Here is a 21,976-nt window from a genome sequence, read left to right on the forward strand (position 1 = left end):
GGGGGCGAGGGGGAAAGGGAGCAGAACTCTATGCTTTTCAAAACTTAAGTTCGACTCGATATCTCAGGTCGATGTAACTCGAATGATCAACACGGTCGGCTCCCTCTCCCTCCGGGAGAGGGCTGGGGTGAGGGTGCTTTTTGCTTCTGAGCTTCAGCCCTCAACGGCCGGAATATGCCCAAACAACTCCTGAGCAAACGCCACCCGCTCTTCAACCGACTCCGTCACTCCACGCGCCTTCAGCTCTTCCAGATGCGCTTCCACCGCATGGGTGCGCAACGTCAGCCCGCAGTCGTTGGCAATCTGGATATTCAGCCCCGGCCGCGCATTCAGCTCCAGAATCAGCGGGCCTTTCTCCTGGTCCAGCACCATGTCCACGCCGATGTAACCCAGGCCACACAGCTCATAGCAACCGGCCGCGAGTTTCATGAAACCGTCCCAGTAGGGCAGTTGCACGCCGTCCACCGCGTTGGTGGTGTCCGGGTGTTTGGTGATGATGTTGTTCAGCCAGGTGCCGCGCAGGGTCAGGCCGGTGGCCAGGTCGACGCCGACGCCGATGGCGCCCTGGTGCAGGTTGGCCTTGCCGCCGGACTGACGGGTCGGCAGCCGCAGCATCGCCATCACCGGGTAACCCATCAGCACGATGATGCGGATGTCCGGCACGCCTTCGTAGCTGATGCTTTTGAAGATCTGGTCCGGGGTCACCCGGTATTCGATCAGCGCCCGGTCGCGGTGGCCGCCCAGCGAATACAGGCCGGTGAGGATGCTGGAGATATGATGTTCCAGCTCTTCGTGGGCAATGATCTTGCCCGATACCGTGCGATAGCGGCCCTCGAAACGGTCGGCGACCACGATGATGCCGTCACCGCCGGCGCCCTGGGCCGGCTTGATCACGAAGTCGTTGCGCCCGCCGATGATCTCGCCGAGCTTGTCGATTTCCTTCTCCGTGGAAATCACGCCATACAGTTCCGGCACGTGAATGCCGGCCTTGATCGCGCGTTCCTTGGTGATGATCTTGTCATCGACGATCGGGTACAGGCTGCGCTTGTTGTACTTGAGCACGTAGTCGGCGTTACGCCGATTGATGCCCATGATGCCCCGGGCTTCCAGGGCCTTCCAGGTCTTCCAGAAACCGAACATCAGGCGTCAGCCTTCTTCAGGAAAGCCTTGAAACGTACGAGTTCAGTCAGGCGGTAGCCGCGATAGCGACCCATGGCCAGCATGAAGCCCACCAGAATCAGCAGGATCGCCGGGAAGGTGAACACGAAGTACACCAGCTCCGGAACGGTCATGATCAGGTGCGCCAGGGACGCCGCGAACAGCGTGCCGATCGCCACTTTCATGGCATGGCTGGCGCCGCGTTCTTCCCAGGTGATCGACAGGCGTTCGATGGTCATGGTCAGAATCACCATCGGGAACAGCGCCACCGACAGGCCGCGCTCCAGACCGAGTTTGTGACTGAACAGGCTGATCGCCGCAATCAGCACCACCACGAACGTCAGCACCACCGACAGGCGCGGCAGCATTTGCAGCTTAAGGTGCTCCAGATACGAGCGCAGCGATAACCCGAGCGCGGTGATCACGGTAAACAGCAGGATGCCGAAGCCCAGTTGCGTCTCGCGGAAGGCCAGGGCGATCAGCACCGGCGTGAACGTGCCGAGGGTCTGCAGGCCGATCAGGTTGCGCAGGATCAGGATCACCAGCACGCCGATCGGGATCATCACCATGATCATGAAGGTCTGCTGGGTTTGCAGCGGCAGGCCGTACAGCGAGTATTCGAGGAAGTTGGCGTCGGTGTTTTCGTCGGTCAGCTTGGCCAGACGAATCGCGTTCATCTCGCTGTTGTTGAGGCTGAAGGTCACGTTGGCTTTCTTGCCGCCGTCGACTGTGATCAGGTTTTCATCACCGCTCCACCACAGCAGGCGGTCGGTCGGCAGGCCTTGCTCACCGGTTTCCGGGTTGAAGTACAGCCAGTCGGTGCCGTTGAAGCTGCGCAGCCACAGTTCCGGGGTTTGCGGCTGATCGGCGACGAGACGGATGGTGTGGACTTTTTCCACCGGCACGTGGGCGATGGACAGCAGCAGCTCGACGATTTTCGCCTTGTGCGGCGTCGACGGATCGCCGGCCAGCAGCAGTTTCACGTTGTCGTCGTTGACGTTGTTGACGCGTTTGATCGCCTCGCCAATGAAGGTCTCGACGTCGGCCGAGTGCTGACGGATCGGCGCGAGCAGGGCTTCGGCGGCAATCTTTTCCGGGCCTTCGATGGCCATGCTGTCGCGGAAGGTCGGGCCTTTGATCTTGGTTTTTTCAGCGGTATAGCGCTTGGTCAGCACCAGACGGTAATAAAGGGTCTGGTTGCCCTTGGCCCGGCGCGCCGACCAGGTGACCTTGCGGTTGCCGTCGACACGGTTGACCGCCACCCCGTAATTGTTAGAGATGAAGCTTTCATTGAGGCTGACGTAATCGCGGCTCAGGGGCGGCACGAACATCTGGATCTTGACCGGATCCTTGGTGCTGGCGACGAACTCGACCTTGGCGTCGATGTTCCACAGGTCGTCGGTGGCGTCTTCGGTCACTGGAATGCCGAGCACGAAAATCTGATAGGCCGTAACCGAAACGCCCAGCAACACCAGGATGGTGATCAGGACTTTCAGGTGGAAGGTTAGAGAACGCATGGAAATTACTCGGCGGTATGAGCGGCGATGGCGCAGGCGGGTTTGCCGGCAGCGTATTTAAGACTGGGATCGACCAGCGCATCGAAGCGTTTCAGCGCCTCGGAGCCGATCAAAAGCGGGTATTGGAACGCACTACGGTCGGTCAGGTTCACTTCGATGCTGCGCATTGCCGAACCCATGCAGATGTCCAGCTCGATCACCGGGCGGGCGGTGTACTTCTTGCCTTCTTCCGGGTCGTAGTCGCCGGCGCGGCGCTTGATCTTGCTGACCCGGGCCAGCGGCCGTTCGATCGGGTGCGAATGCGCGGCGTCGATGGCCAGGTAGAAACGTACCCAGGACTCGCCGTTGCGTTTGAAACGTTTGATGTCGCGGGCGCTCAGGGAGGCGGTTTTCGCCCCGGTGTCGAGTTTCGCCGCCACTTCCAGGTTGATCCCGTCGAGGGCAGCGTATTCGTTGAGGCCGTACACGGTCTTTTCCCCCGCCACAGCGAGGCCGGGCAGGCAAAACAGTGCAAAGAATGTGGGGAAGGGCTTGAGTCTCATAAATCCTGGCGAGCAGCGTTCCGTTCTCGGTTCAGGGCCATGGCATCAGGAAATCCTGTCTGCCCATGCGCCTTCGTGTGCCTATCAGCTTTTTATGACAAGCCGTGCAAATGACTCGCAAATGCGGGCGGCATTCTAGCACGGTGGTTTTATGGCGCCAGCGCCGGGACCGGTCTATAACCCTTGGGGCTGATACGCAGGCTTATTAGACGATTGTCGACAATCCTTAATTATCCTTTGACTGATGCGGCCTGATTCGCTAGTTTTTGCCGCATTGGATTTGAAGGTGTCGACAATATGCTGGATCAACTCGATCCCCCGGTGATCAGCGGCGACGATTCCGAGACGCTCTCGGAAAACGTCTTCCGACGCATCCAGGCGGCCATCGTCAAAGGCGAGATCGCCCCGGGCAGCAAGATCTCCGAGCCGGAACTGGCGCGCACCTACGGCATCAGCCGCGGGCCGCTGCGCGAGGCGATCCACCGGCTGGAAGGCCAGCGCCTGCTGGTGCGCGTACCGCACGTCGGTGCGCGGGTGGTGTCGCTGAGCCACGCCGAATTGCTCGAACTCTACGAAATCCGCGAATCCCTCGAAGGCATGGCCTGCCGTCTGGCGGCCGAACGCATGAGCGTTGAAGAAATCGACGAACTGCGCCGGGTGCTGGAAACCCACGAACGCGATGCGGCGTTTCAGGCCGGTGTCGGCTACTACCAGCAGGAAGGCGACTTCGACTTTCACTACCGGATTATCCAGGGCAGCGGCAACCGCACCCTGACCCAGATGCTTTGCGGCGAGCTTTATCAACTGGTGCGCATGTACCGCATCCAGTTTTCCACCACGCCCAACCGCCCGCGCCAGGCCTTTGCCGAACACCACCGGATTCTCGATGCCATCGCCGACCGTGACGGCGAGCTCGCGGAATTGTTGATGCGCCGTCACATCGGCGCCTCGAAACGCAACATCGCCCGTCACTACCAGGACGGCGCCGACAATAAGACAGCCACTGAACGAGGTGAGTCATGAGTTCCAACAAGAGCACTCCAGGCCAGCGTTTCCGCGATGCGGTCGCCAGCGAACATCCGCTTCAAGTGGTCGGGGCGATCAACGCCAACCACGCGCTGCTGGCCAAGCGCGCCGGTTTCAAGGCGATCTACCTGTCGGGTGGCGGGGTGGCTGCCGGCTCCCTCGGCGTGCCGGACCTGGGCATCACCGGCCTGGATGACGTGCTGACCGACGTACGCCGCATCACCGACGTCTGCGACCTGCCGCTGCTGGTGGACGTGGACACCGGTTTCGGCGCCTCGGCATTCAACGTGGCCCGCACCGTCAAGTCGATGATCAAGTTCGGCGCGGCGGCGATTCACATCGAAGACCAGGTCGGCGCCAAGCGCTGTGGCCACCGTCCAAACAAGGAAATCGTGACCCAGCAGGAAATGGTCGACCGCATCAAGGCCGCCGTCGATGCCCGCACCGACGACAGCTTCGTGATCATGGCCCGCACCGACGCCCTGGCCGTTGAAGGTCTGGAATCGGCACTGGATCGCGCCGCTGCGTGCATCGAGGCCGGCGCCGACATGATCTTCCCGGAAGCCATCACCGAGCTTGAGATGTACAAGCTGTTCGCCAGCCGCGTGAAAGCGCCGATCCTGGCCAACATCACCGAATTCGGCTCGACGCCGCTGTACACCACCGAGCAGCTTGCAGGAGCAGACGTGTCGCTAGTGCTGTACCCGCTGTCGGCGTTCCGCGCGATGAACAAGGCTGCGGAAAACGTCTACACCGCGATCCGCCGCGACGGCACCCAACAGAATGTCATCGACACCATGCAGACTCGCATGGAGCTCTACGATCGCATCGATTACCACACCTTCGAGCAGAAGCTCGACGCGTTGTTTGCGGCGAAGAAGTAAGCCGCAACCGTACTCCCTAATAAATTCAAGATTGGAGACAACAATGGCCGAAGCAAAAGTACTCAGTGGCGCCGGGCTCCGGGGCCAGGTTGCCGGGCAAACCGCACTGTCCACCGTGGGCCAGGCCGGTGCCGGGCTGACCTATCGCGGCTACGACGTGCGCGAACTGGCGGCAGACGCACAATTTGAAGAAGTGGCGTACCTGCTGCTTTACGGAGAGCTGCCGACCCAGGCACAGCTCGCCGACTACCAGAACAAACTCAGCAAGCTGCGCGACCTGCCACAAGCGCTGAAAGAAGTGCTGGAGCGCATCCCCGCCGACGCCCACCCGATGGACGTGATGCGCACCGGTTGCTCGTTCCTGGGCAACATCGAGCCGGAGAAAGACTTCTCCGAGCAACGCGACAAGACCGACCGCCTGCTGGCCGCGTTCCCGGCGATCATGTGCTACTGGTATCGCTTCAGCCACGACGGCAAACGCATCAACTGCGTAACTGACGAGCAGTCCATCGGCGGCCACTTCCTGCACCTGCTACATGACAAGAAGCCGAGCGAACTGCACGTCAAAGTGATGAACGTGTCGCTGATCCTCTACGCCGAGCACGAATTCAACGCCTCGACCTTCACTGCTCGGGTGTGCGCTTCGACCCTGTCCGATCTGTATTCCTGCGTCACGGCGGCCATCGGTTCGCTGCGCGGCCCGCTGCACGGTGGCGCCAACGAAGCGGCGATGGAAATGATCGAGCGCTTCTCGTCGCCGGAAGAGGCGATCAAAGGCACCCTCGGCATGCTCGAGCGCAAGGACAAGATCATGGGCTTCGGCCACGCGATCTATAAGGACAGCGATCCGCGCAACGAGGTGATCAAGGGCTGGTCGAAAAAACTTGCCGACGAAGTGGGCGACAAGGTGTTGTTCGCGGTTTCGGAAGCCATCGACAAGACCATGTGGGAGCAAAAGAAACTGTTCCCCAACGCCGACTTCTACCATGCCTCGGCGTACCACTTCATGGGCATCCCGACCAAGCTGTTCACCCCGATCTTCGTCTGCTCGCGCCTGACCGGCTGGGCAGCGCACGTGTTCGAACAGCGCGCCAACAACCGCATCATCCGTCCAAGCGCCGAGTACACCGGCGTCGAACAGCGCAAGTTCGTGCCAATCGACCAGCGCTGACCGGGGAGGGCGCTGGCACAGGCGCCCCCTCTTTGAAACTACCGTGACCGAGTCCTGACCGATGAACACAGAATTTCGCAAGAACCTGCCTGGCACGCCGCTGGACTTTTTCGACGTCCGCGCGGCTGTCGATGCGATCCAGCCGGGCAGCTACGACACCCTGCCGTACACCTCTCGCGTGCTGGCGGAAAACCTCGTGCGTCGCTGCGACCCGGCCACGCTCACCGATTCCCTGAAACAACTGATCGAGCGCAAACGCGATCTCGACTTCCCGTGGTTCCCGGCCCGCGTGGTGTGCCACGACATTCTCGGCCAGACCGCGCTGGTGGATCTGGCCGGTCTGCGCGACGCAATTGCCCAGCAGGGCGGCGACCCGGCGCAGGTCAACCCGGTGGTGCCGACGCAACTGATCGTCGACCACTCGCTGGCGGTGGAGGCGGGCGGATTTGACGCCCAGGCGTTCGAGAAGAACCGCGCCATCGAAGACCGTCGCAACGAGGACCGCTTCCACTTCATCAACTGGACCAAAAAGGCGTTCAAGAACGTCGACGTGATCCCGCCGGGCAACGGCATCATGCACCAGATCAACCTGGAGAAAATGTCTCCGGTGATTCAGGTGCGCGACGGCGTGGCATTCCCGGATACCTGCGTCGGCACCGACAGCCACACCCCGCACGTCGATGCGCTGGGCGTGATCGCCATCGGCGTCGGTGGGCTTGAAGCCGAGAGCGTGATGCTCGGCCGCGCATCGTGGATGCGTCTGCCGGAAAGCGTCGGCGTCGAACTGACCGGCAAGCTGCAACCGGGCATCACCGCCACCGACATGGTGCTGGCGCTGACCGAATACCTGCGCAAACAGAAAGTGGTCGGTGCGTGGCTGGAGTTCTTCGGCGAAGGTGCTTCGGCACTGACCCTCGGCGACCGCGCGACCATCTCCAACATGGCCCCGGAGTACGGCGCCACGGCGGCGATGTTCTACATCGACCAGCAGACCATCGATTACCTGAAACTGACCGGTCGCGAAGACCAGCAAGTGCAACTGGTCGAGCAATACGCCAAGCAGATCGGCCTGTGGGCTGACAGCCTGAAAGGCGCGCAGTACGAGCGCGGCCTGACCTTCGATCTGTCTTCGGTGGTGCGCAACATGGCCGGCCCGAGCAACCCGCACGCCCGCGTGGCGGTGTCGGATCTGGCGGCCAAAGGCATCGCCGGCCAGTGGGAAGACGTGCCGGGGCAAATGCCCGACGGCGCGGTGATCATCGCGGCCATCACCAGCTGCACCAACACCAGCAACCCGCGCAACGTGATCGCCGCCGGCCTGTTGGCGCGCAATGCCAACAAGCTCGGGCTGACCCGCAAACCGTGGGTCAAGTCGTCGCTGGCGCCGGGCTCGAAAACCGTGGCGCTGTATCTCGATGAAGCGGGGCTGACCACGGAGCTGGAGCAACTCGGTTTCGGCGTCGTCGCGTTTGCCTGCACCACCTGCAACGGCATGTCCGGCGCGCTGGATCCGGTGATCCAGCAAGAGATCATCGACCGCGATCTGTACGCCACCGCTGTGCTGTCCGGCAACCGCAACTTCGACGGCCGGATTCACCCGTACGCCAAGCAGGCGTTCCTCGCTTCGCCGCCGCTGGTGGTGGCCTACGCGATTGCCGGCACCATCCGTTTCGATATCGAGAAAGATGTGCTGGGCGTGGTCGACGGCAAGGAAATCCGCCTGAAAGACATCTGGCCGAGCGACGAAGAAATCGACGCGGTGGTGAAATCCTCGGTCAAGCCCGAGCAGTTCCGTCAGGTCTACATCCCGATGTTCGCCATCCATGAAGACACCGGCCCGAAAGTCACGCCGCTGTACGACTGGCGAGAAATGAGCACCTACATCCGCCGTCCGCCGTACTGGGAAGGCGCGCTCGCCGGGGCTCGTCCGCTCAAAGGCATGCGCCCGCTGGCGGTGCTGCCGGACAACATCACCACCGATCACCTGTCGCCGTCGAACGCGATCATGCTCGACAGCGCCGCCGGGGAGTACCTGGCGAAAATGGGCCTGCCGGAAGAGGACTTCAACTCTTACGCGACCCACCGTGGCGACCACCTGACCGCGCAGCGCGCAACGTTTGCCAACCCGAAACTGTTCAACGAAATGGTCGTGGAGAACGGCAAGGTCAAGCAGGGCTCGCTGGCCCGTGTCGAGCCGGAAGGCCAAGTGATGCGCATGTGGGAAGCCATCGAAACCTACATGGAACGCAAGCAGCCGCTGATCATCATCGCCGGCGCCGACTACGGTCAGGGTTCTTCCCGCGACTGGGCGGCCAAAGGCGTGCGTCTGGCGGGTGTGGAAGCGATCGCCGCCGAAGGTTTCGAGCGCATTCACCGCACCAACCTGGTGGGCATGGGTGTGTTGCCGCTGGAATTCAAACCGGGCACCGACCGCAAGACATTGGGCATCGACGGCAGCGAAACCTACGACGTGATCGGCGAGCGCACACCGCGCGCCGACCTGACGCTGGTGATTCATCGCAAGAACGGCGAGCGCGTCGAGGTGCCGGTGACCTGCCGCCTCGACACCGCCGAAGAAGTGTCGATCTACGAGGCCGGCGGCGTGTTGCAGCGCTTCGCCCAGGACTTCCTCGAAGAGTCGGCGGTTGCCGTTTAAATCAATCGATGTGGGCATGGGACTTCAAGTCCCATGCTTTCGTTAAGGAGCACCATGGCTCACGCACCGCAAATAAAGATCCCCGCCACCTACATGCGTGGCGGCACCAGCAAAGGCGTGTTTTTCAGCCTCAAGGATCTGCCCGAAGCCGCGCAGATTCCCGGCCCGACCCGTGACGCGCTATTGCTGCGGGTAATCGGCAGCCCCGACCCGTACGACAAGCAGATCGACGGCATGGGCGGCGCCACGTCGAGCACCAGCAAAACCGTGATCCTGTCGAAGAGCATCAAGGCCGATCACGACGTCGATTACCTGTTCGGTCAGGTGTCCATCGACAAGCCATTCGTGGACTGGAGCGGCAACTGCGGCAACCTGTCGGCGGCGGTCGGTTCGTTCGCTATCAGCAACGGTCTGGTGGACGCCAGCCGCATTCCGCACAACGGTGTGGCGGTGGTTCGCGTGTGGCAGGCCAACATCGGCAAGACCATCATCGCCCACGTGCCGATCACCAACGGCGAAGTCCAGGAAACCGGTGATTTCGAACTCGATGGCGTGACCTTTCCGGCCGCCGAAGTCCAGGTCGAATTCATGGACCCGGCGGCGGAAGAAGAGGGCGGCGGTGGCTCGATGTTCCCCACCGGCAACCTGATCGACGAGCTGGAAGTGCCGGGCGTCGGCACGTTCAAGGCGACCATGATCAACGCGGGTATCCCGACGATCTTCGTCAACGCCGAAGACATCGGTTACACCGGCACCGAACTGCAGAGCGCGATCAACAGCGATCCGAAAGCGTTGCAGATGTTCGAGACTATTCGTGCTTATGGCGCGCTGCGCATGGGGCTGATTTCCAGTCTGGATGAAGCGGCCAAGCGTCAGCACACGCCGAAGGTTGCGTTTGTTGCCAAGCCTGCGGATTACGTGGCGTCCAGTGGCAAGGCCGTTGGCGCCGGGGATGTGGATTTGCTGGTGCGGGCGTTGTCGATGGGCAAGTTGCACCACGCGATGATGGGGACGGCGGCGGTGGCGATTGGCACTGCAGCGGCTATCTCCGGCACTTTGGTGAATCTGGCGGCTGGTGGTGTTGAACGCAATGCTGTGCGGTTCGGGCATCCGTCCGGGACGTTGCGTGTCGGGGCTGAGGCCAGTCTTGAAAACGGTGAGTGGGTCGTGAAGAAGGCGATCATGAGCCGTAGTGCGCGCGTCCTGATGGAGGGCTACGTGCGCGTTCCTGGCGACTCCTTTTAAGATCAAGAGCTCCCTCACCCCAGCCCTCTCCCGGAGGGAGAGGAAGCTGACCGAGGTGTCTTGCGGGATACATCGACCTGAAAAATCGTGGCGATTATGGATTCGGCATAGCACTTTCAGGTCGGCGTAACGCTTGAATATCCCCCGATCGGTTCCCTCTCCCTCCGGGAGAGGGCTAGGGTGAGGGCAACAATCCAACTGAAGAAACACCCCAAAGCAGACACCCACGATCTGCTCTAAACAAAAAACCACCCAGCCCCTGAGGAAGACCCCACCACTCATCATTCCCCACCAGGAGAACCGCAATGAGCGCCAACGTCGACCTGAACAACCGCCCCGACTACGACCGTGTCCTGCAGGACATCGCCGATTACGTCCTCACCTGCAAGATCGAATCAACCGAAGCCCTCGACACCGCCCGCAACTGCCTGATGGACACCCTGGGCTGCGGCCTGCTGGCCTTGCGTTTCCCCGAATGCACCAAGCACCTTGGCCCAATCGTCGAAGGCACCGTCGTCCCATTCGGCGCCCGAGTCCCTGGCACCTCCTATCGCCTCGACCCGGTAAAAGCCGCGTGGGACATCGGCTGCATTGTGCGTTGGCTCGACTACAACGACACGTGGCTCGCTGCCGAATGGGGTCACCCGTCGGACAACCTCGCCGGGATTCTTGCGGTGGCCGATCACCTGTCGCAAAAGCGCCTGGCGAACGGCGAAGCGCCGCTGACCGTGCGCGACGTACTCGAAGCCATGATCATGGCCCACGAAATCCAGGGCGTGATCGCGCTGGAAAACTCGTTCAATCGCGTAGGCCTCGACCACGTCATTCTGGTGAAAGTGGCCTCGACTGCCGTGACCGCCAAACTGATGGGCGCCAACCGTGAGCAGCTGTTATCAGCGTTGTCCCACGCGTTCGCCGACGGTCAGGCATTACGCACGTACCGCCATGCGCCAAACGCCGGCTCGCGAAAATCCTGGGCGGCAGGGGATGCATCGAGCCGGGGCGTGCGGCTGGCGGATATCGCGATGCGCGGCGAAATGGGGATTCCCGGCGTCTTGAGTGCCAAACAGTGGGGCTTTTACGACGTATTGTTCAGCCACACCAACAACGATCTGGCGCTCAAACCCGAAGACAAACGCGCCTTCAGCTTCTCGCGGCCATTCGGCAGTTATGTGATGGAAAACGTGCTGTTCAAGATCAGCTTCCCCGCCGAATTCCACGCGCAAACCGCCTGCGAAGCCGCCGTGACCCTGCATCCGCAGGTGCGCAATCGTCTGCATGAGATCGACCGGATCGTCATCACCACCCATGAGTCGGCGATCCGCATCATTTCCAAGGTCGGGCCGCTGGCCAATGCCGCTGACCGCGATCACTGCCTCCAGTACATGACCGCCGTGCCGCTGGCGTTCGGCAATCTGGTGGCCGAGCAGTACGAGGATGATTTCCACAAGGCCCATCCGGTCATCGATGTGCTGCGCGAGAAAATGGTCATCGTCGAGGATCCGCGCTTCACCCGCGAATACCTGGAGGCCGACAAGCGTTCGATTGCCAACGCGGTGCAGGTGTTTTTCAAGGACGGTTCGAGCACGGAAAACGTGGTGGTGGAATACCCGATCGGGCATCGCCGGCGTCGGGCCGAGGGCATTCCATTGCTGGAGGACAAGTTCAGGGCGAACCTGGCCACCCGTTTCACCGGGCAGCGCAGCGGGGAGATTCTGGCGCTGTGCAAGGATCAGGCGCGGCTTGAGGCCACGCCGGTGAACCGGTTTATGGATTTATTGGTTATTTGAAGCGCCGCTCCACGCCTTTTTCCACGAGGATCTTCGCGGAAATTTCTTCAACGGAGAAATGCGTGGAGTTGATGTTCGGGATGTTCTCGCGACGGAACAGGTTTTCCACTTCGCGCACTTCGAACTCGCACTGGGCGTAGCTCGAATAGCGGCTGTTGGGCTTGCGTTCGTTGCGGATCGCGGTAAGGCGGTCCGGGTCGATGGTCAGGCCAAACAGCTTGTGCTGGTGGGCGCGCAGTGCGGCCGGCAGTTGCAGGCGTTCCATGTCGTCTTCGGTCAGCGGGTAGTTGGCCGCGCGGATGCCGAACTGCATCGCCATGTACAGGCACGTCGGCGTCTTACCACAACGCGACACGCCCACTAGTATCAGGTCGGCCTTGTCGTAATAGTGGGTGCGGGCGCCGTCATCGTTGTCGAGGGCGAAGTTCACCGCCTCGATCCGCTCCATGTAATTGGAGTTGTGACCGATGGAGTGGGACTTGCCGACGGTGTAGGAAGAATGCTCGGTCAGTTCCTGTTCGAGCGGGGCGAGGAACGTCGAGAAGATGTCGATCATGAAACCATTGGAGGTTGCGAGAATCTCACGAATGTCCTGATTGACGATGGTGTCGAAGATGATCGGCCGGAAACCGTCGGTTTCAGCGGCTTTGTTGATTTGTTGTACCATGGCCCGCGCTTTTTCAACGCTGTCGATGTACGGTCGCGTGAATTTGCTGAAGGTAATGTTTTCGAACTGCGCCAGAAGGCTTTGACCCAGGGTTTCGGCGGTGATGCCGGTGCCATCGGAGATAAAGAAAGCAGATCGTTTCATTTGCACCTTGGGCCTTAAGCTAATGAGTATTTCTGGATATGATAGGCGCGATTTGCCGGCCGCCATTGGCCCGCATTCTCACTTATTTTCCAGGTCCAGGCCATACAGCCGGCCAACGCTCCCCCGAGCCGCCGGTTTCTGAGCTTTTCCAACACAGTTAGTGGAGAGATCACCTTGGTAGAGTACGTAGTTTCCCTCGATAAGCTCGGCAAACACGATGTTGAGCATGTGGGGGGCAAGAACGCATCCCTGGGCGAGATGATCAGTAACCTGGCCGGTGCCGGTGTTTCGGTCCCCGGCGGCTTCGCCACCACGGCGCAAGCCTATCGCGACTTCCTGGAACTGAGCGGTCTGAACGATCAGATCCACAAGGCCCTCGATGCGCTGGACGTCGATGACGTCAATGCCCTGGCCAAGACTGGCGCCCAGATCCGCCAATGGATCATGGAAGCCGAATTCCCTGAAAAACTGAATGCCGAGATCCGCACCGCGTTCGCCGCGCTGTCGGCCGGTAATCCTGACGTGGCCGTGGCCGTGCGTTCCTCCGCCACCGCCGAAGACTTGCCGGACGCTTCGTTCGCCGGTCAGCAGGAAACCTTCCTGAACATCCGTGGCGTGGAAAACGTCATCCGCGCGGCCAAGGAAGTGTTCGCTTCCCTGTTCAACGACCGTGCCATTTCCTACCGCGTGCACCAGGGCTTCGACCACAAGCTGGTCGCCCTGTCGGCCGGCGTGCAGCGCATGGTGCGTTCGGAAACCGGCACCGCCGGCGTGATGTTCACCCTCGATACCGAATCCGGCTTCCGTGACGTGGTGTTCATCACCGGCGCCTACGGCCTGGGCGAAACCGTTGTACAAGGCGCGGTGAACCCGGACGAATTCTATGTCCACAAGGGCACGCTGGCAGCCGGTCGTCCGGCAATCCTGCGCCGCAACCTGGGCAGCAAAGCCATCAAGATGATCTACGGCGACGAGGCCAAGGCCGGTCGTTCCGTGAAAACCGTTGATGTCGACAAGGCCGACCGCGCGCGTTTCTGCCTGACCGACGCTGAAGTCAGCGAGCTGGCCAAGCAGGCGATGATCATCGAGAAGCACTACGGCTGCCCGATGGACATCGAGTGGGCCAAGGACGGTGACGACGGCAAGCTGTACATCGTGCAGGCCCGTCCGGAAACCGTGAAGAGCCGCACCCAGGCTAACGTCATGGAACGTTACCTGTTGAAAGAAACCGGTACCGTGCTGGTGGAAGGCCGTGCCATCGGCCAGCGCATCGGCGCGGGCAAGGTGCGGATCATCAAGGACGTCTCCGAGATGGACAAGGTCCAGCCGGGCGACGTACTGGTTTCCGACATGACCGACCCGGACTGGGAACCGGTCATGAAGCGCGCCAGCGCCATCGTCACCAACCGTGGCGGCCGTACCTGCCACGCGGCGATCATCGCCCGTGAGCTGGGTATTCCGGCAGTCGTCGGTTGCGGCAACGCCACCCAACTGCTGAAGGATGGCCAGGGTGTGACCGTGTCCTGCGCCGAAGGCGACACCGGTTACATCTTCGAAGGCGAACTGGGTTTCGACATCAAGAAGAACTCCGTCGACGCCATGCCGGAGCTGCCGTTCAAGATCATGATGAACGTCGGCAACCCGGACCGCGCCTTCGACTTCGCGCAGCTGCCGAACGCCGGTGTGGGCCTGGCCCGTCTGGAATTCATCATCAACCGCATGATCGGTGTTCACCCGAAAGCGCTGTTGAACTACGACGGCCTGCCGCAGGACATCAAGGAAAGCGTCGACAAGCGCATCGCCGGTTACGACGATCCGGTCGGCTTCTATGTCGAGAAACTGGTTGAAGGCATCAGCACCCTGGCCGCTGCGTTCGCACCGAAGAAGGTCATCGTGCGTCTGTCGGACTTCAAGTCCAACGAATACGCCAACCTGATCGGCGGCAAGCTGTACGAGCCGGAAGAAGAGAACCCGATGCTGGGCTTCCGTGGCGCTTCGCGTTACATCAGCGAATCGTTCCGTGACTGCTTCGAACTCGAGTGCCGTGCGCTGAAACGCGTGCGCAACGAGATGGGCCTGACCAACGTCGAAATCATGGTGCCGTTCGTCCGTACCCTCGGCGAAGCCAGCCAGGTGGTGGATCTGCTCGCCGAAAACGGCTTGGCACGTGGCGACAACGGTCTGCGCGTGATCATGATGTGCGAACTGCCATCCAACGCGATCCTGGCTGAAGAATTCCTCGAATTCTTCGACGGTTTCTCGATCGGTTCCAACGACCTGACTCAGCTGACACTGGGTCTGGACCGTGACTCCGGGATCATCGCGCACCTGTTCGACGAGCGTAATCCGGCGGTCAAGAAGCTGTTGGCCAACGCGATTGCCGCGTGCAACAAGGCCGGCAAATACATCGGCATTTGCGGTCAGGGCCCTTCGGACCACCCGGACCTGGCCAAGTGGCTGATGGAGCAGGGCATCGAAAGCGTGTCGCTGAACCCGGACACCGTGCTGGAAACCTGGTTCTTCCTTGCCGAAGGCCAGGCGGCGGAATAAGCCGTGAATGAAGCCTCGGCCCGTTGAACCGGGTCGGGGCTTTAAGATTGAAGTAGGGCGAGCTCTCCGGATGCCGCCCTTTTTTGTGCAAGAGCATTATGCAAAGCAGCAGCAACCTATTTCCTGTCGCCCTGATCAGCGCCGAACGACGCGGTGATCTGAGCGAAGACGTTTACCGTTTGAAACCGGGCAACAGCCCTGACTGGTCCGTGGAAATCGCGGTAACCCGTCTCGGCATGGCGGATGAGCCGGCGTCGCGCGGCGTGCCGGTGATCTTGCTGCACGGCAGTTTTTCCAACCGGCGCTTCTGGTTTTCGCCGAAGGGCCTGGGCCTGGGCGCGTATCTGACGCGTCTGGGCTTCGATGTGTGGATCCCGGAAATGCGCGGTCACGGTTTGTCCCAGCGCAACGAGGACTACCGCCGCAACCGCGTCGCCGACTATGCCCGTTACGATCTGCCGGCCATCGCCGCGTTCGTCCGTGAGCAGAGCGGGCAGATTCCGCACTGGATCGGTCACTCGCTGGGCGGCATCACGTTGGCGGCTGCGCTGGGCGGCGAATACCTTGGTGAGCCAGCGGTGGCCTCGGCGGCGTTTTTCGGCACCCAGGTCAGTCGCACGTACTGGCCGCTGAAGATTCCGCCGGTGGAGTGGAGCGGGCGCTTCATTCTCAAGCGTTTTGCCCAGTTGTCCGGTTCGCGACTCAAGCGCGGCCCCGAGGACGAGCCGATCGGCCTGGCGCTGGAAAGCATGCGCTGGTACGGGCTGTTCGGTCGTTTCGGCGACAAGGACAAGGATTGGTGGGCAGGCCTTGCCGATGTGCAGGTGCCGGTGCTGGCGGTGAGCGCGGCGGGCGATCATCAGGATCCGGCCTGGGCATGCCAGAAGCTGTTCGAACAGATCGGCTCCGAGCACAAGCAGTTCATCAACCTGGGCCGTGAGCAGGGTTTCAACGATCAGTTCGGCCATGTCGAAATGCTGGTCAGCAAGGCGGCGCAGGCTGAGGTCTGGCCGCTGGTGGCGCGTTGGCTGGCGGATCAGCACACGCCATTGCTCGGTGAGAAGCCGGATCTGGCGGCAGCGGTCTGAGCGCAGCGCCCTGAAAAGGGCATTTCGTTCGAGTCGGCTTGCGGCTAAGATATGACGCATTGGACGGTTCTGGTCATATTTAGTGACTGTTTCGCTATTACGTTTCAGCTTGTGTTCAGGTTCGTTCAGCGACCATGACATGGGCTAAGGTAAACAGCGACCGCCGGAACTCGTTTCAAAAGAGTGCGACATCCTTGATCGTCTTCCTTGTTACAGGAGTTATTCGATGAACCATTACCTTACGCCTGACCTGTGCGACGCCTACCCGGAGCTGGTTCAGGTGCTGGACCCGATGTTCAGCAATTTCGGCGGCCGTGATTCGTTCGGCGGCGAGATCGTGACCATCAAGTGCTTCGAAGACAACTCGCTGGTCAAGGAGCAGGTCGAGCTCAAGGGTAATGGCAAGGTGCTGGTGGTTGATGGCGGCGGTTCCCTGCGTCGTGCGCTGCTGGGTGACATGCTCGCCGAGAAAGCCTCGAAAAACGGTTGGGAAGGGTTGGTCATCTACGGCTGCATTCGTGATGTCGACGTCATCGCCCAGACCGATCTTGGCGTGCAGGCCCTGGCCAGCCACCCGATGAAAACCGACAAGCGCGGTATCGGCGACCTCAACGTGCCGGTGACCTTCGCGGGTGTCACTTTCCATCCCGGCCAGTACATCTATGCGGACAACAATGGCGTGATCATCTCGCCAAGTCCGCTGAAAATGCCTGAATAAATCGCGGTAACCACAGGGGTGAGGATGTTCGAGGAAGAAAACGCGCAATGGGGGCTGGTGCATGCCCTGGTGCTGGACGGTAAAGGCGGTGCGCGTTCGATAGCCCGGACTGATCTCGACGATCTGCAACTGCAGGCTCATGAAAGCCTGTGGTTGCACTGGGATCGCAGTCACCCGCAGACCCAGACCTGGCTGCGCAAATCCAGTGGGCTCAACGAGTTCACGTGCGATCTGCTGCTGGAAGAAAACACCCGCCCACGCCTGTTGCCGCTGCCGGATTCCGAGCTGCTGCTGTTTTTGCGCGGGGTCAATCTCAATCCGGGTGCCGAGCCGGAAGACATGGTGTCGGTGCGGATTTTCGCTTCGGCCCAGCGGGTGATTTCCCTGCGCTTGCGTCCATTGCGCGCCACCGACGAGTTGTTGGTGATGCTGGGCGAGGGCAAAGGGCCGAAAACCTCGTCCGAACTGATGCTTTATCTGGCGCAATTCCTCACCAACAAGGTGCAGGATCTGGTGACTTGCCTCTCCGAAGTGGTCGACGAAGAGGAAGAAAAACTGGATGCCGACGAACGGTATACCCCCGAGCATGGCGCCATTTTGCACATCCGTCGCCGGGCTGCCGGACTGAAGCGTTTTCTGGCACCGCAGCGGGATATTTTCGGACAGCTGACGCGGATAAAACTGCCATGGTTCGTCGATGACGATGCCGACTACTGGAACGAATTGAACAACAGCCTGACCCGTTATCTCGAAGAGCTCGAATTGACCCGAGAGCGCGTGGGGCTTGTGCTGGAGGCCGAAGACCGGCGATTGAGCGTGCGCATGAATCGCACGATGTATCGCTTCGGGATCATCACCTGCATCTTTTTGCCGATGAGTTTTCTGACCGGTCTGCTGGGCATCAATGTCGGCGGCATTCCGTTCGCGAGCAGCCCTTATGGTTTCCTGATCGCCTGCCTGACGGTGCTCGCCCTGGCGTTCGGACAATGGTGGTTGTTCCGCCGTTTGCGCTGGGTATGAAGATGCGCCATGTGACCCGACCAAATTTGCCCGCGTCTTTCACAGACATCACGAGAGGTGCGTATGCACGATCCGTTTGAACAGTCTTTGCGCGACATGCTCAACGCCTCGCCGTCCAGCCGCGACGACGATGCCTGCCTGGGCCGCGTACTCAAAACCGCCAACCGCCAGGTTGGCGCCGGCGATCTGTTCAGCCTGCTGGGCCGCTGGCTGCCCGCGCTGATGATCGCCCTTAATAACGGCTCGGCCCATGTCGCGCCGGTCTCCCGTCTTCGTAAACCTACCGCTCGCACTGCTGATAAGGCTGATTGAATATGGAACTTGATCTCTGGACTCAGAGCCTCGTCACTGCAATGACTGCGTTGTGGACCAAAGTCGCTAACTTCATTCCGAACCTGTTCGGCGCACTGGTTGTGCTGCTGTTGGGTTTTGTCGTGGCCAAGCTGCTGGACACCTTGCTGTCCAAACTGCTGGCCAAACTGGGCCTCGATCGCCTGATGGGCGGCACCGGCCTGACCAAATTGATGTCCCGCGCGGGGCTGCAAGTACCGATCTCGACCCTGATCGGCAAGATCGTCTATTGGTTCGTTCTGCTGATTTTCCTGGTTTCGGCAGCAGAATCCCTTGGACTTGAGCGAGTTTCAGCTACGCTTGACATGCTCGCGCTGTATTTGCCGAAAGTGTTCGGTGCCGCGCTGGTGTTGCTGGTGGGTGTCCTGCTCGCACAATTGGCCAATGGCCTGGTTCGCGGGGCGGCAGAAGGCGTAGGCCTGGACTACGCTTCAGGGCTTGGGCGAATTGCCCAGGGCCTGGTGATCATCATCAGCATTTCGGTCGCGATCAGTCAGCTGGAGGTCAAGACCGACCTGCTGAACCATGTGATCGTCATCGTATTGATTACCGTTGGTCTGGCGGTTGCGCTGGCCATGGGTTTGGGAAGCCGGGAAATTGCCGGTCAGATTCTTGCGGGAATCTATGTGCGTGAGTTGTATCAGGTTGGGCAACAAGTGCGTATTGGCGAGGTCGAAGGCCAGATCGAAGAGATCGGCACGGTTAAGACCACATTGCTGACCGATGAGGGTGAGCTAGTCTCTCTCTCCAATCGGATCCTGCTGGAGCAGCATGTGAGTAGCCGCTAACCCGGCAAACCCTGCTAATGTATGCCGCCGCAAAATGCCAGCTGTCGCTGGCTGCGGTGGACATTGACCTGACTGTCGGCACGACTTGTTTTGAATAAAGCCCAAACGCTATCCACGCGCTACGACCCCCGCGAGCTCTCTGATGAGGAGTTGGTCGCGCGCTCGCATACCGAGCTTTTTCACGTGACGCGCGCGTATGAAGAATTGATGCGGCGTTACCAGCGCACATTATTTAACGTTTGTGCGCGATATCTCGGGAACGATCGCGACGCAGACGATGTCTGTCAGGAAGTGATGTTGAAGGTGCTGTACGGCCTGAAGAACTTCGAGGGGAAATCGAAGTTCAAGACGTGGCTATATAGCATCACTTACAACGAATGCATCACGCAGTATCGGAAGGAACGGCGAAAGCGTCGCTTGATGGACGCACTGAGTCTTGACCCCCTCGAGGAAGCGTCCGAAGAAAAGGCGCCGAAACCCGAAGAGAAGGGCGGACTGGATCGCTGGCTGGTGTATGTGAACCCGATCGACCGGGAAATTCTGGTGCTACGATTTGTCGCAGAGCTGGAATTTCAGGAGATCGCAGACATCATGCACATGGGTTTGAGTGCGACAAAAATGCGTTACAAACGCGCTCTTGATAAATTGCGTGAGAAATTTGCAGGCATTGCTGAAACTTAGTTCGGCGCAAATATCTCTTACGTGTAGGCAAGTTCTGATAGACTTGCCGCCGAGTTGTCCCCCGGTTTGCGGGACTGCTTCACAATCACCAGATGGGGATTTAACGGATGAAACTGAAAAACACCTTGGGCTTGGCCATTGGTTCTTTGATTGCCGCCACTTCTTTCGGCGCTCTGGCACAAGGCCAAGGCGCAGTTGAAATCGAAGGCTTCGCAAAGAAAGAACAATTCGACAGCGCTCGTAACTTCAAGAACAACGGCAACCTGTTCGGCGGTTCGATCGGTTACTTCCTGACCGACGACGTTGAACTGCGTCTGGGCTACGACGAAGTGCACAACGTGCGTGCCGACGATGGCAAGAACGTCAAAGGCGCTAACACCGCTCTGGACGCTCTGTACCACTTCAACAACCCAGGCGACATGCTGCGTCCATACGTCTCGGCCGGTTTCTCCGACCAGAGCATCGACCAGAACGGCTCGAACGGTCGTAACCGTTCCACCTTCGCCAACCTGGGCGCTGGTGCCAAGCTGTACTTCACCGACAACTTCTACGCCCGTGCTGGCGTTGAAGCTCAGTACAACATCGACCAGGGCGACACCGAGTGGGCTCCTAGCGTCGGTATCGGTGTGAACTTCGGTGGCGGCTCCAAGCCAGCTGCTGCTCCAGTTCCAGCACCAGCTGAAGTCTGCTCCGACAGCGACAACGACGGCGTTTGCGACAACGTTGACAAGTGCCCGGACACCCCAGCCAACGTAACTGTTGACGCTGATGGCTGCCCTGCAGTTGCTGAAGTTGTTCGTGTTGAGCTGGACGTCAAGTTCGACTTCGACAAGTCGGTTGTGAAGCCAAACAGCTACGGCGACATCAAGAACCTGGCTGACTTCATGAAGCAGTACCCATCCACCACCACTACTGTTGAAGGTCACACTGACAACGTCGGTCCTGACGCTTACAACCAGAAACTGTCCGAGCGTCGTGCAAACGCCGTTAAGCAAGTTCTGACCAACCAGTACGGTGTTGAATCGTCCCGCGTTCAGTCTGTTGGCTACGGCGAAACCCGCCCAGTTGCTGACAACAAAACTGACGCTGGCCGTGCTGTTAACCGTCGCGTAGAAGCGCAGGTTGAAGCTCAAGCTAAGTAATTAGCTGCCGCTCTGAGAAAAGCCCGGCTTAGGCCGGGCTTTTCTTTGCCTGCGATTTGGTGAAACCGGGGATTTTCAGGCCAATCGGTCGGCTGGCCAGTGAATCGAATCGACCTGGGACGCAGCCGCTGCGACGGCGCCTATGACCAGAATCGCAGGGCTTTTGAGCTGGTAACCAAGGGCATCGTCTTCCATCGCTGTCAGATTGCTGCGGCATTCGCGCTGCTCCGGCAACGAGGCGTTCTCGATCATCGCCACCGGCGTATCAGCCGCCATACCGCCCGCCAACAGCTGTTCCCGAATCTCGCCGAGCTTTGCCACTCCCATGTAAATCACCAGCGTCGTCCCGCCTTGCGCCAGGGCCCGCCAGTTCAACTGGCTATCGTCCTGGGTATGAGCCGTGACTAGCGTCACGCCTCGGGCCACGCCGCGCAACGTCAGTGGAATATCACACTGGGTCGCGCCGGCCAGTCCGGCGGTGATGCCATTGACCAATTCCACCTCGACCCCGCGCTCGCGCAACCACTGCGCTTCCTCACCCCCACGCCCGAAAATGCACGGATCGCCGCCCTTGAGCCGCACCACGCATTTTCCCTGACGTGAGTAACGCAGCATCAACCGATGAATAAACGCCTGGGGCGTCGAGCGACAGCCACCGCGTTTGCCGACGGCAATGATCCGCGCAGCAGGGCAGTGCTCAAGTACCGCTTCATTGACCAGATCGTCGATCAGCACCACCTCGGCCTCGCGCAAGGCACGCACCGCTTTGAGCGTCAGCAATTCAGGATCACCGGGGCCCGCGCCCACCAGCCAGACTTTCGCGTTCATGGTGTTTTCC

At 60.4% G+C, this 21,976-nt stretch carries 19 protein-coding genes; 14 read left to right on the top strand and 5 right to left on the bottom strand.

From position 1 onward, the window contains the following. Positions 1–153: 153 nt before the first annotated feature. From PMI24_RS06275 to rloA, 3 genes are read right to left on the bottom strand one after another with little or no spacing between them, the layout of a single operon-like run. Positions 154–1,140 (bottom strand): alpha-L-glutamate ligase-like protein, encoded by a 987-nt coding sequence (locus tag PMI24_RS06275; protein WP_007951965.1) that lies wholly within the window; start codon positions 1,138–1,140, stop codon positions 154–156. Next, on the bottom strand, positions 1,140–2,675 hold the full coding sequence (rloB, locus tag PMI24_RS06280; RefSeq protein ID WP_007951967.1) for an osmotic stress tolerance membrane protein RloB: 1,536 nt from the start codon (positions 2,673–2,675) through the stop codon (positions 1,140–1,142). Before rloB ends, PMI24_RS06275 begins: the two co-directional genes overlap by 1 nt. Before the next feature lie 5 nt (positions 2,676–2,680). Beyond that, complete coding sequence (rloA, locus tag PMI24_RS06285; protein WP_007951970.1) at positions 2,681–3,217, bottom strand: retropepsin-like aspartic peptidase RloA; 537 nt, start codon at positions 3,215–3,217, stop codon at positions 2,681–2,683. Between the two features lie 300 nt (positions 3,218–3,517). Between rloA and PMI24_RS06290 the strand changes: the two genes are divergently transcribed. The 6 genes from PMI24_RS06290 (at position 3,518) to prpD (ending at position 11,989) form a co-directional block, all read left to right on the top strand. Beyond that, positions 3,518–4,240, top strand: coding sequence for a GntR family transcriptional regulator (locus PMI24_RS06290; protein WP_169432611.1), 723 nt, complete (start codon positions 3,518–3,520; stop codon positions 4,238–4,240). Continuing rightward, positions 4,237–5,127, top strand: coding sequence for a methylisocitrate lyase (gene prpB / locus PMI24_RS06295; RefSeq protein WP_007951973.1), 891 nt, complete (start codon positions 4,237–4,239; stop codon positions 5,125–5,127). Before PMI24_RS06290 ends, prpB begins: the two co-directional genes overlap by 4 nt. Positions 5,128–5,170: 43 nt before the next feature. Next, positions 5,171–6,298 carry a bifunctional 2-methylcitrate synthase/citrate synthase gene (prpC, locus tag PMI24_RS06300; protein ID WP_007951974.1) on the top strand — a complete coding sequence of 376 codons (1,128 nt, stop codon included), beginning with the start codon at positions 5,171–5,173 and terminating at the stop codon, positions 6,296–6,298. 61 nt (positions 6,299–6,359) lie between these two features. Continuing rightward, positions 6,360–8,954: a Fe/S-dependent 2-methylisocitrate dehydratase AcnD gene (gene acnD, locus PMI24_RS06305; RefSeq protein WP_007951976.1), complete on the top strand. Its 2,595-nt coding sequence runs from the start codon at positions 6,360–6,362 to the stop codon at positions 8,952–8,954. Between the two features lie 54 nt (positions 8,955–9,008). Beyond that, positions 9,009–10,199: a 2-methylaconitate cis-trans isomerase PrpF gene (gene prpF / locus PMI24_RS06310; protein ID WP_007951977.1), complete on the top strand. Its 1,191-nt coding sequence runs from the start codon at positions 9,009–9,011 to the stop codon at positions 10,197–10,199. 305 nt (positions 10,200–10,504) lie between these two features. Then, positions 10,505–11,989, top strand: coding sequence for a 2-methylcitrate dehydratase (gene prpD / locus PMI24_RS06315; protein WP_007951979.1), 1,485 nt, complete (start codon positions 10,505–10,507; stop codon positions 11,987–11,989). Here prpD and ppsR read toward each other — a convergent pair. Then, entirely contained in the window at positions 11,982–12,800 is an 819-nt protein-coding gene (gene ppsR, locus PMI24_RS06320; RefSeq protein WP_007951980.1) for a posphoenolpyruvate synthetase regulatory kinase/phosphorylase PpsR, read from the bottom strand. The two genes, prpD and ppsR, sit on opposite strands and share 8 nt — an antisense overlap. A gap of 174 nt (positions 12,801–12,974) precedes the next feature. On the opposite strand from ppsR, the gene ppsA reads away from it, so the two are divergent. From ppsA to PMI24_RS06360, 8 genes are all read left to right on the top strand, one after another. Then, on the top strand, positions 12,975–15,350 hold the full coding sequence (gene ppsA, locus PMI24_RS06325; protein ID WP_007951982.1) for a phosphoenolpyruvate synthase: 2,376 nt from the start codon (positions 12,975–12,977) through the stop codon (positions 15,348–15,350). A gap of 98 nt (positions 15,351–15,448) precedes the next feature. Then, positions 15,449–16,438: an alpha/beta fold hydrolase gene (locus tag PMI24_RS06330; protein ID WP_007951983.1), complete on the top strand. Its 990-nt coding sequence runs from the start codon at positions 15,449–15,451 to the stop codon at positions 16,436–16,438. A gap of 226 nt (positions 16,439–16,664) precedes the next feature. Continuing rightward, positions 16,665–17,156, top strand: a complete 492-nt coding sequence (gene rraA / locus PMI24_RS06335) for a ribonuclease E activity regulator RraA (protein ID WP_007951984.1) — start codon at positions 16,665–16,667, stop codon at positions 17,154–17,156. A 24-nt stretch (positions 17,157–17,180) separates the two neighbouring features. Continuing rightward, positions 17,181–18,176 (top strand): zinc transporter ZntB, encoded by a 996-nt coding sequence (locus PMI24_RS06340; RefSeq protein WP_007951985.1) that lies wholly within the window; start codon positions 17,181–17,183, stop codon positions 18,174–18,176. Between the two features lie 63 nt (positions 18,177–18,239). Next, complete coding sequence (locus PMI24_RS06345) at positions 18,240–18,488, top strand: hypothetical protein (RefSeq protein WP_007951986.1); 249 nt, start codon at positions 18,240–18,242, stop codon at positions 18,486–18,488. Between the two features lie 2 nt (positions 18,489–18,490). Beyond that, positions 18,491–19,315, top strand: a complete 825-nt coding sequence (locus PMI24_RS06350) for a mechanosensitive ion channel family protein (RefSeq protein WP_007951987.1) — start codon at positions 18,491–18,493, stop codon at positions 19,313–19,315. A gap of 90 nt (positions 19,316–19,405) precedes the next feature. Beyond that, positions 19,406–19,996, top strand: coding sequence for an RNA polymerase sigma factor SigX (sigX, locus tag PMI24_RS06355; protein ID WP_011333251.1), 591 nt, complete (start codon positions 19,406–19,408; stop codon positions 19,994–19,996). A gap of 107 nt (positions 19,997–20,103) precedes the next feature. Further along, positions 20,104–21,138: an OmpA family protein gene (locus PMI24_RS06360; protein ID WP_007951988.1), complete on the top strand. Its 1,035-nt coding sequence runs from the start codon at positions 20,104–20,106 to the stop codon at positions 21,136–21,138. 75 nt (positions 21,139–21,213) lie between these two features. Here the strand turns inward: PMI24_RS06360 and cobA are convergent, their stop codons facing one another. Further along, a complete protein-coding gene (gene cobA, locus PMI24_RS06365) occupies positions 21,214–21,966 on the bottom strand; it encodes a uroporphyrinogen-III C-methyltransferase (RefSeq protein WP_007951990.1) in 753 nt (250 codons plus the stop codon). Positions 21,967–21,976 lie beyond the last annotated feature (10 nt).

This window comes from Pseudomonas sp. GM25 (genome assembly GCF_000282255.1).
Classification (GTDB): Bacteria; Pseudomonadota; Gammaproteobacteria; order Pseudomonadales; family Pseudomonadaceae; genus Aquipseudomonas; species Aquipseudomonas aphyarum.

What these genes read in the sequence shown, in the direction of transcription:
- PMI24_RS06275 (WP_007951965.1), bottom strand. Translation starts at nt 1,140, where the DNA reads ATGTTCGGTTTCTGGAAGACCTGGAAGGCCCTGGAAGCCCGGGGCATC.
- rloB (WP_007951967.1), bottom strand. Translation starts at nt 2,675, where the DNA reads ATGCGTTCTCTAACCTTCCACCTGAAAGTCCTGATCACCATCCTGGTG.
- rloA (WP_007951970.1), bottom strand. Translation starts at nt 3,217, where the DNA reads ATGAGACTCAAGCCCTTCCCCACATTCTTTGCACTGTTTTGCCTGCCC.
- prpB (WP_007951973.1), top strand. Translation starts at nt 4,237, where the DNA reads ATGAGTTCCAACAAGAGCACTCCAGGCCAGCGTTTCCGCGATGCGGTC.
- prpC (WP_007951974.1), top strand. Translation starts at nt 5,171, where the DNA reads ATGGCCGAAGCAAAAGTACTCAGTGGCGCCGGGCTCCGGGGCCAGGTT.
- acnD (WP_007951976.1), top strand. Translation starts at nt 6,360, where the DNA reads ATGAACACAGAATTTCGCAAGAACCTGCCTGGCACGCCGCTGGACTTT.
- prpF (WP_007951977.1), top strand. Translation starts at nt 9,009, where the DNA reads ATGGCTCACGCACCGCAAATAAAGATCCCCGCCACCTACATGCGTGGC.
- prpD (WP_007951979.1), top strand. Translation starts at nt 10,505, where the DNA reads ATGAGCGCCAACGTCGACCTGAACAACCGCCCCGACTACGACCGTGTC.
- ppsR (WP_007951980.1), bottom strand. Translation starts at nt 12,800, where the DNA reads ATGAAACGATCTGCTTTCTTTATCTCCGATGGCACCGGCATCACCGCC.
- PMI24_RS06330 (WP_007951983.1), top strand. Translation starts at nt 15,449, where the DNA reads ATGCAAAGCAGCAGCAACCTATTTCCTGTCGCCCTGATCAGCGCCGAA.
- rraA (WP_007951984.1), top strand. Translation starts at nt 16,665, where the DNA reads ATGAACCATTACCTTACGCCTGACCTGTGCGACGCCTACCCGGAGCTG.
- PMI24_RS06340 (WP_007951985.1), top strand. Translation starts at nt 17,181, where the DNA reads ATGTTCGAGGAAGAAAACGCGCAATGGGGGCTGGTGCATGCCCTGGTG.
- PMI24_RS06345 (WP_007951986.1), top strand. Translation starts at nt 18,240, where the DNA reads ATGCACGATCCGTTTGAACAGTCTTTGCGCGACATGCTCAACGCCTCG.
- PMI24_RS06350 (WP_007951987.1), top strand. Translation starts at nt 18,491, where the DNA reads ATGGAACTTGATCTCTGGACTCAGAGCCTCGTCACTGCAATGACTGCG.
- PMI24_RS06360 (WP_007951988.1), top strand. Translation starts at nt 20,104, where the DNA reads ATGAAACTGAAAAACACCTTGGGCTTGGCCATTGGTTCTTTGATTGCC.
- cobA (WP_007951990.1), bottom strand. Translation starts at nt 21,966, where the DNA reads ATGAACGCGAAAGTCTGGCTGGTGGGCGCGGGCCCCGGTGATCCTGAA.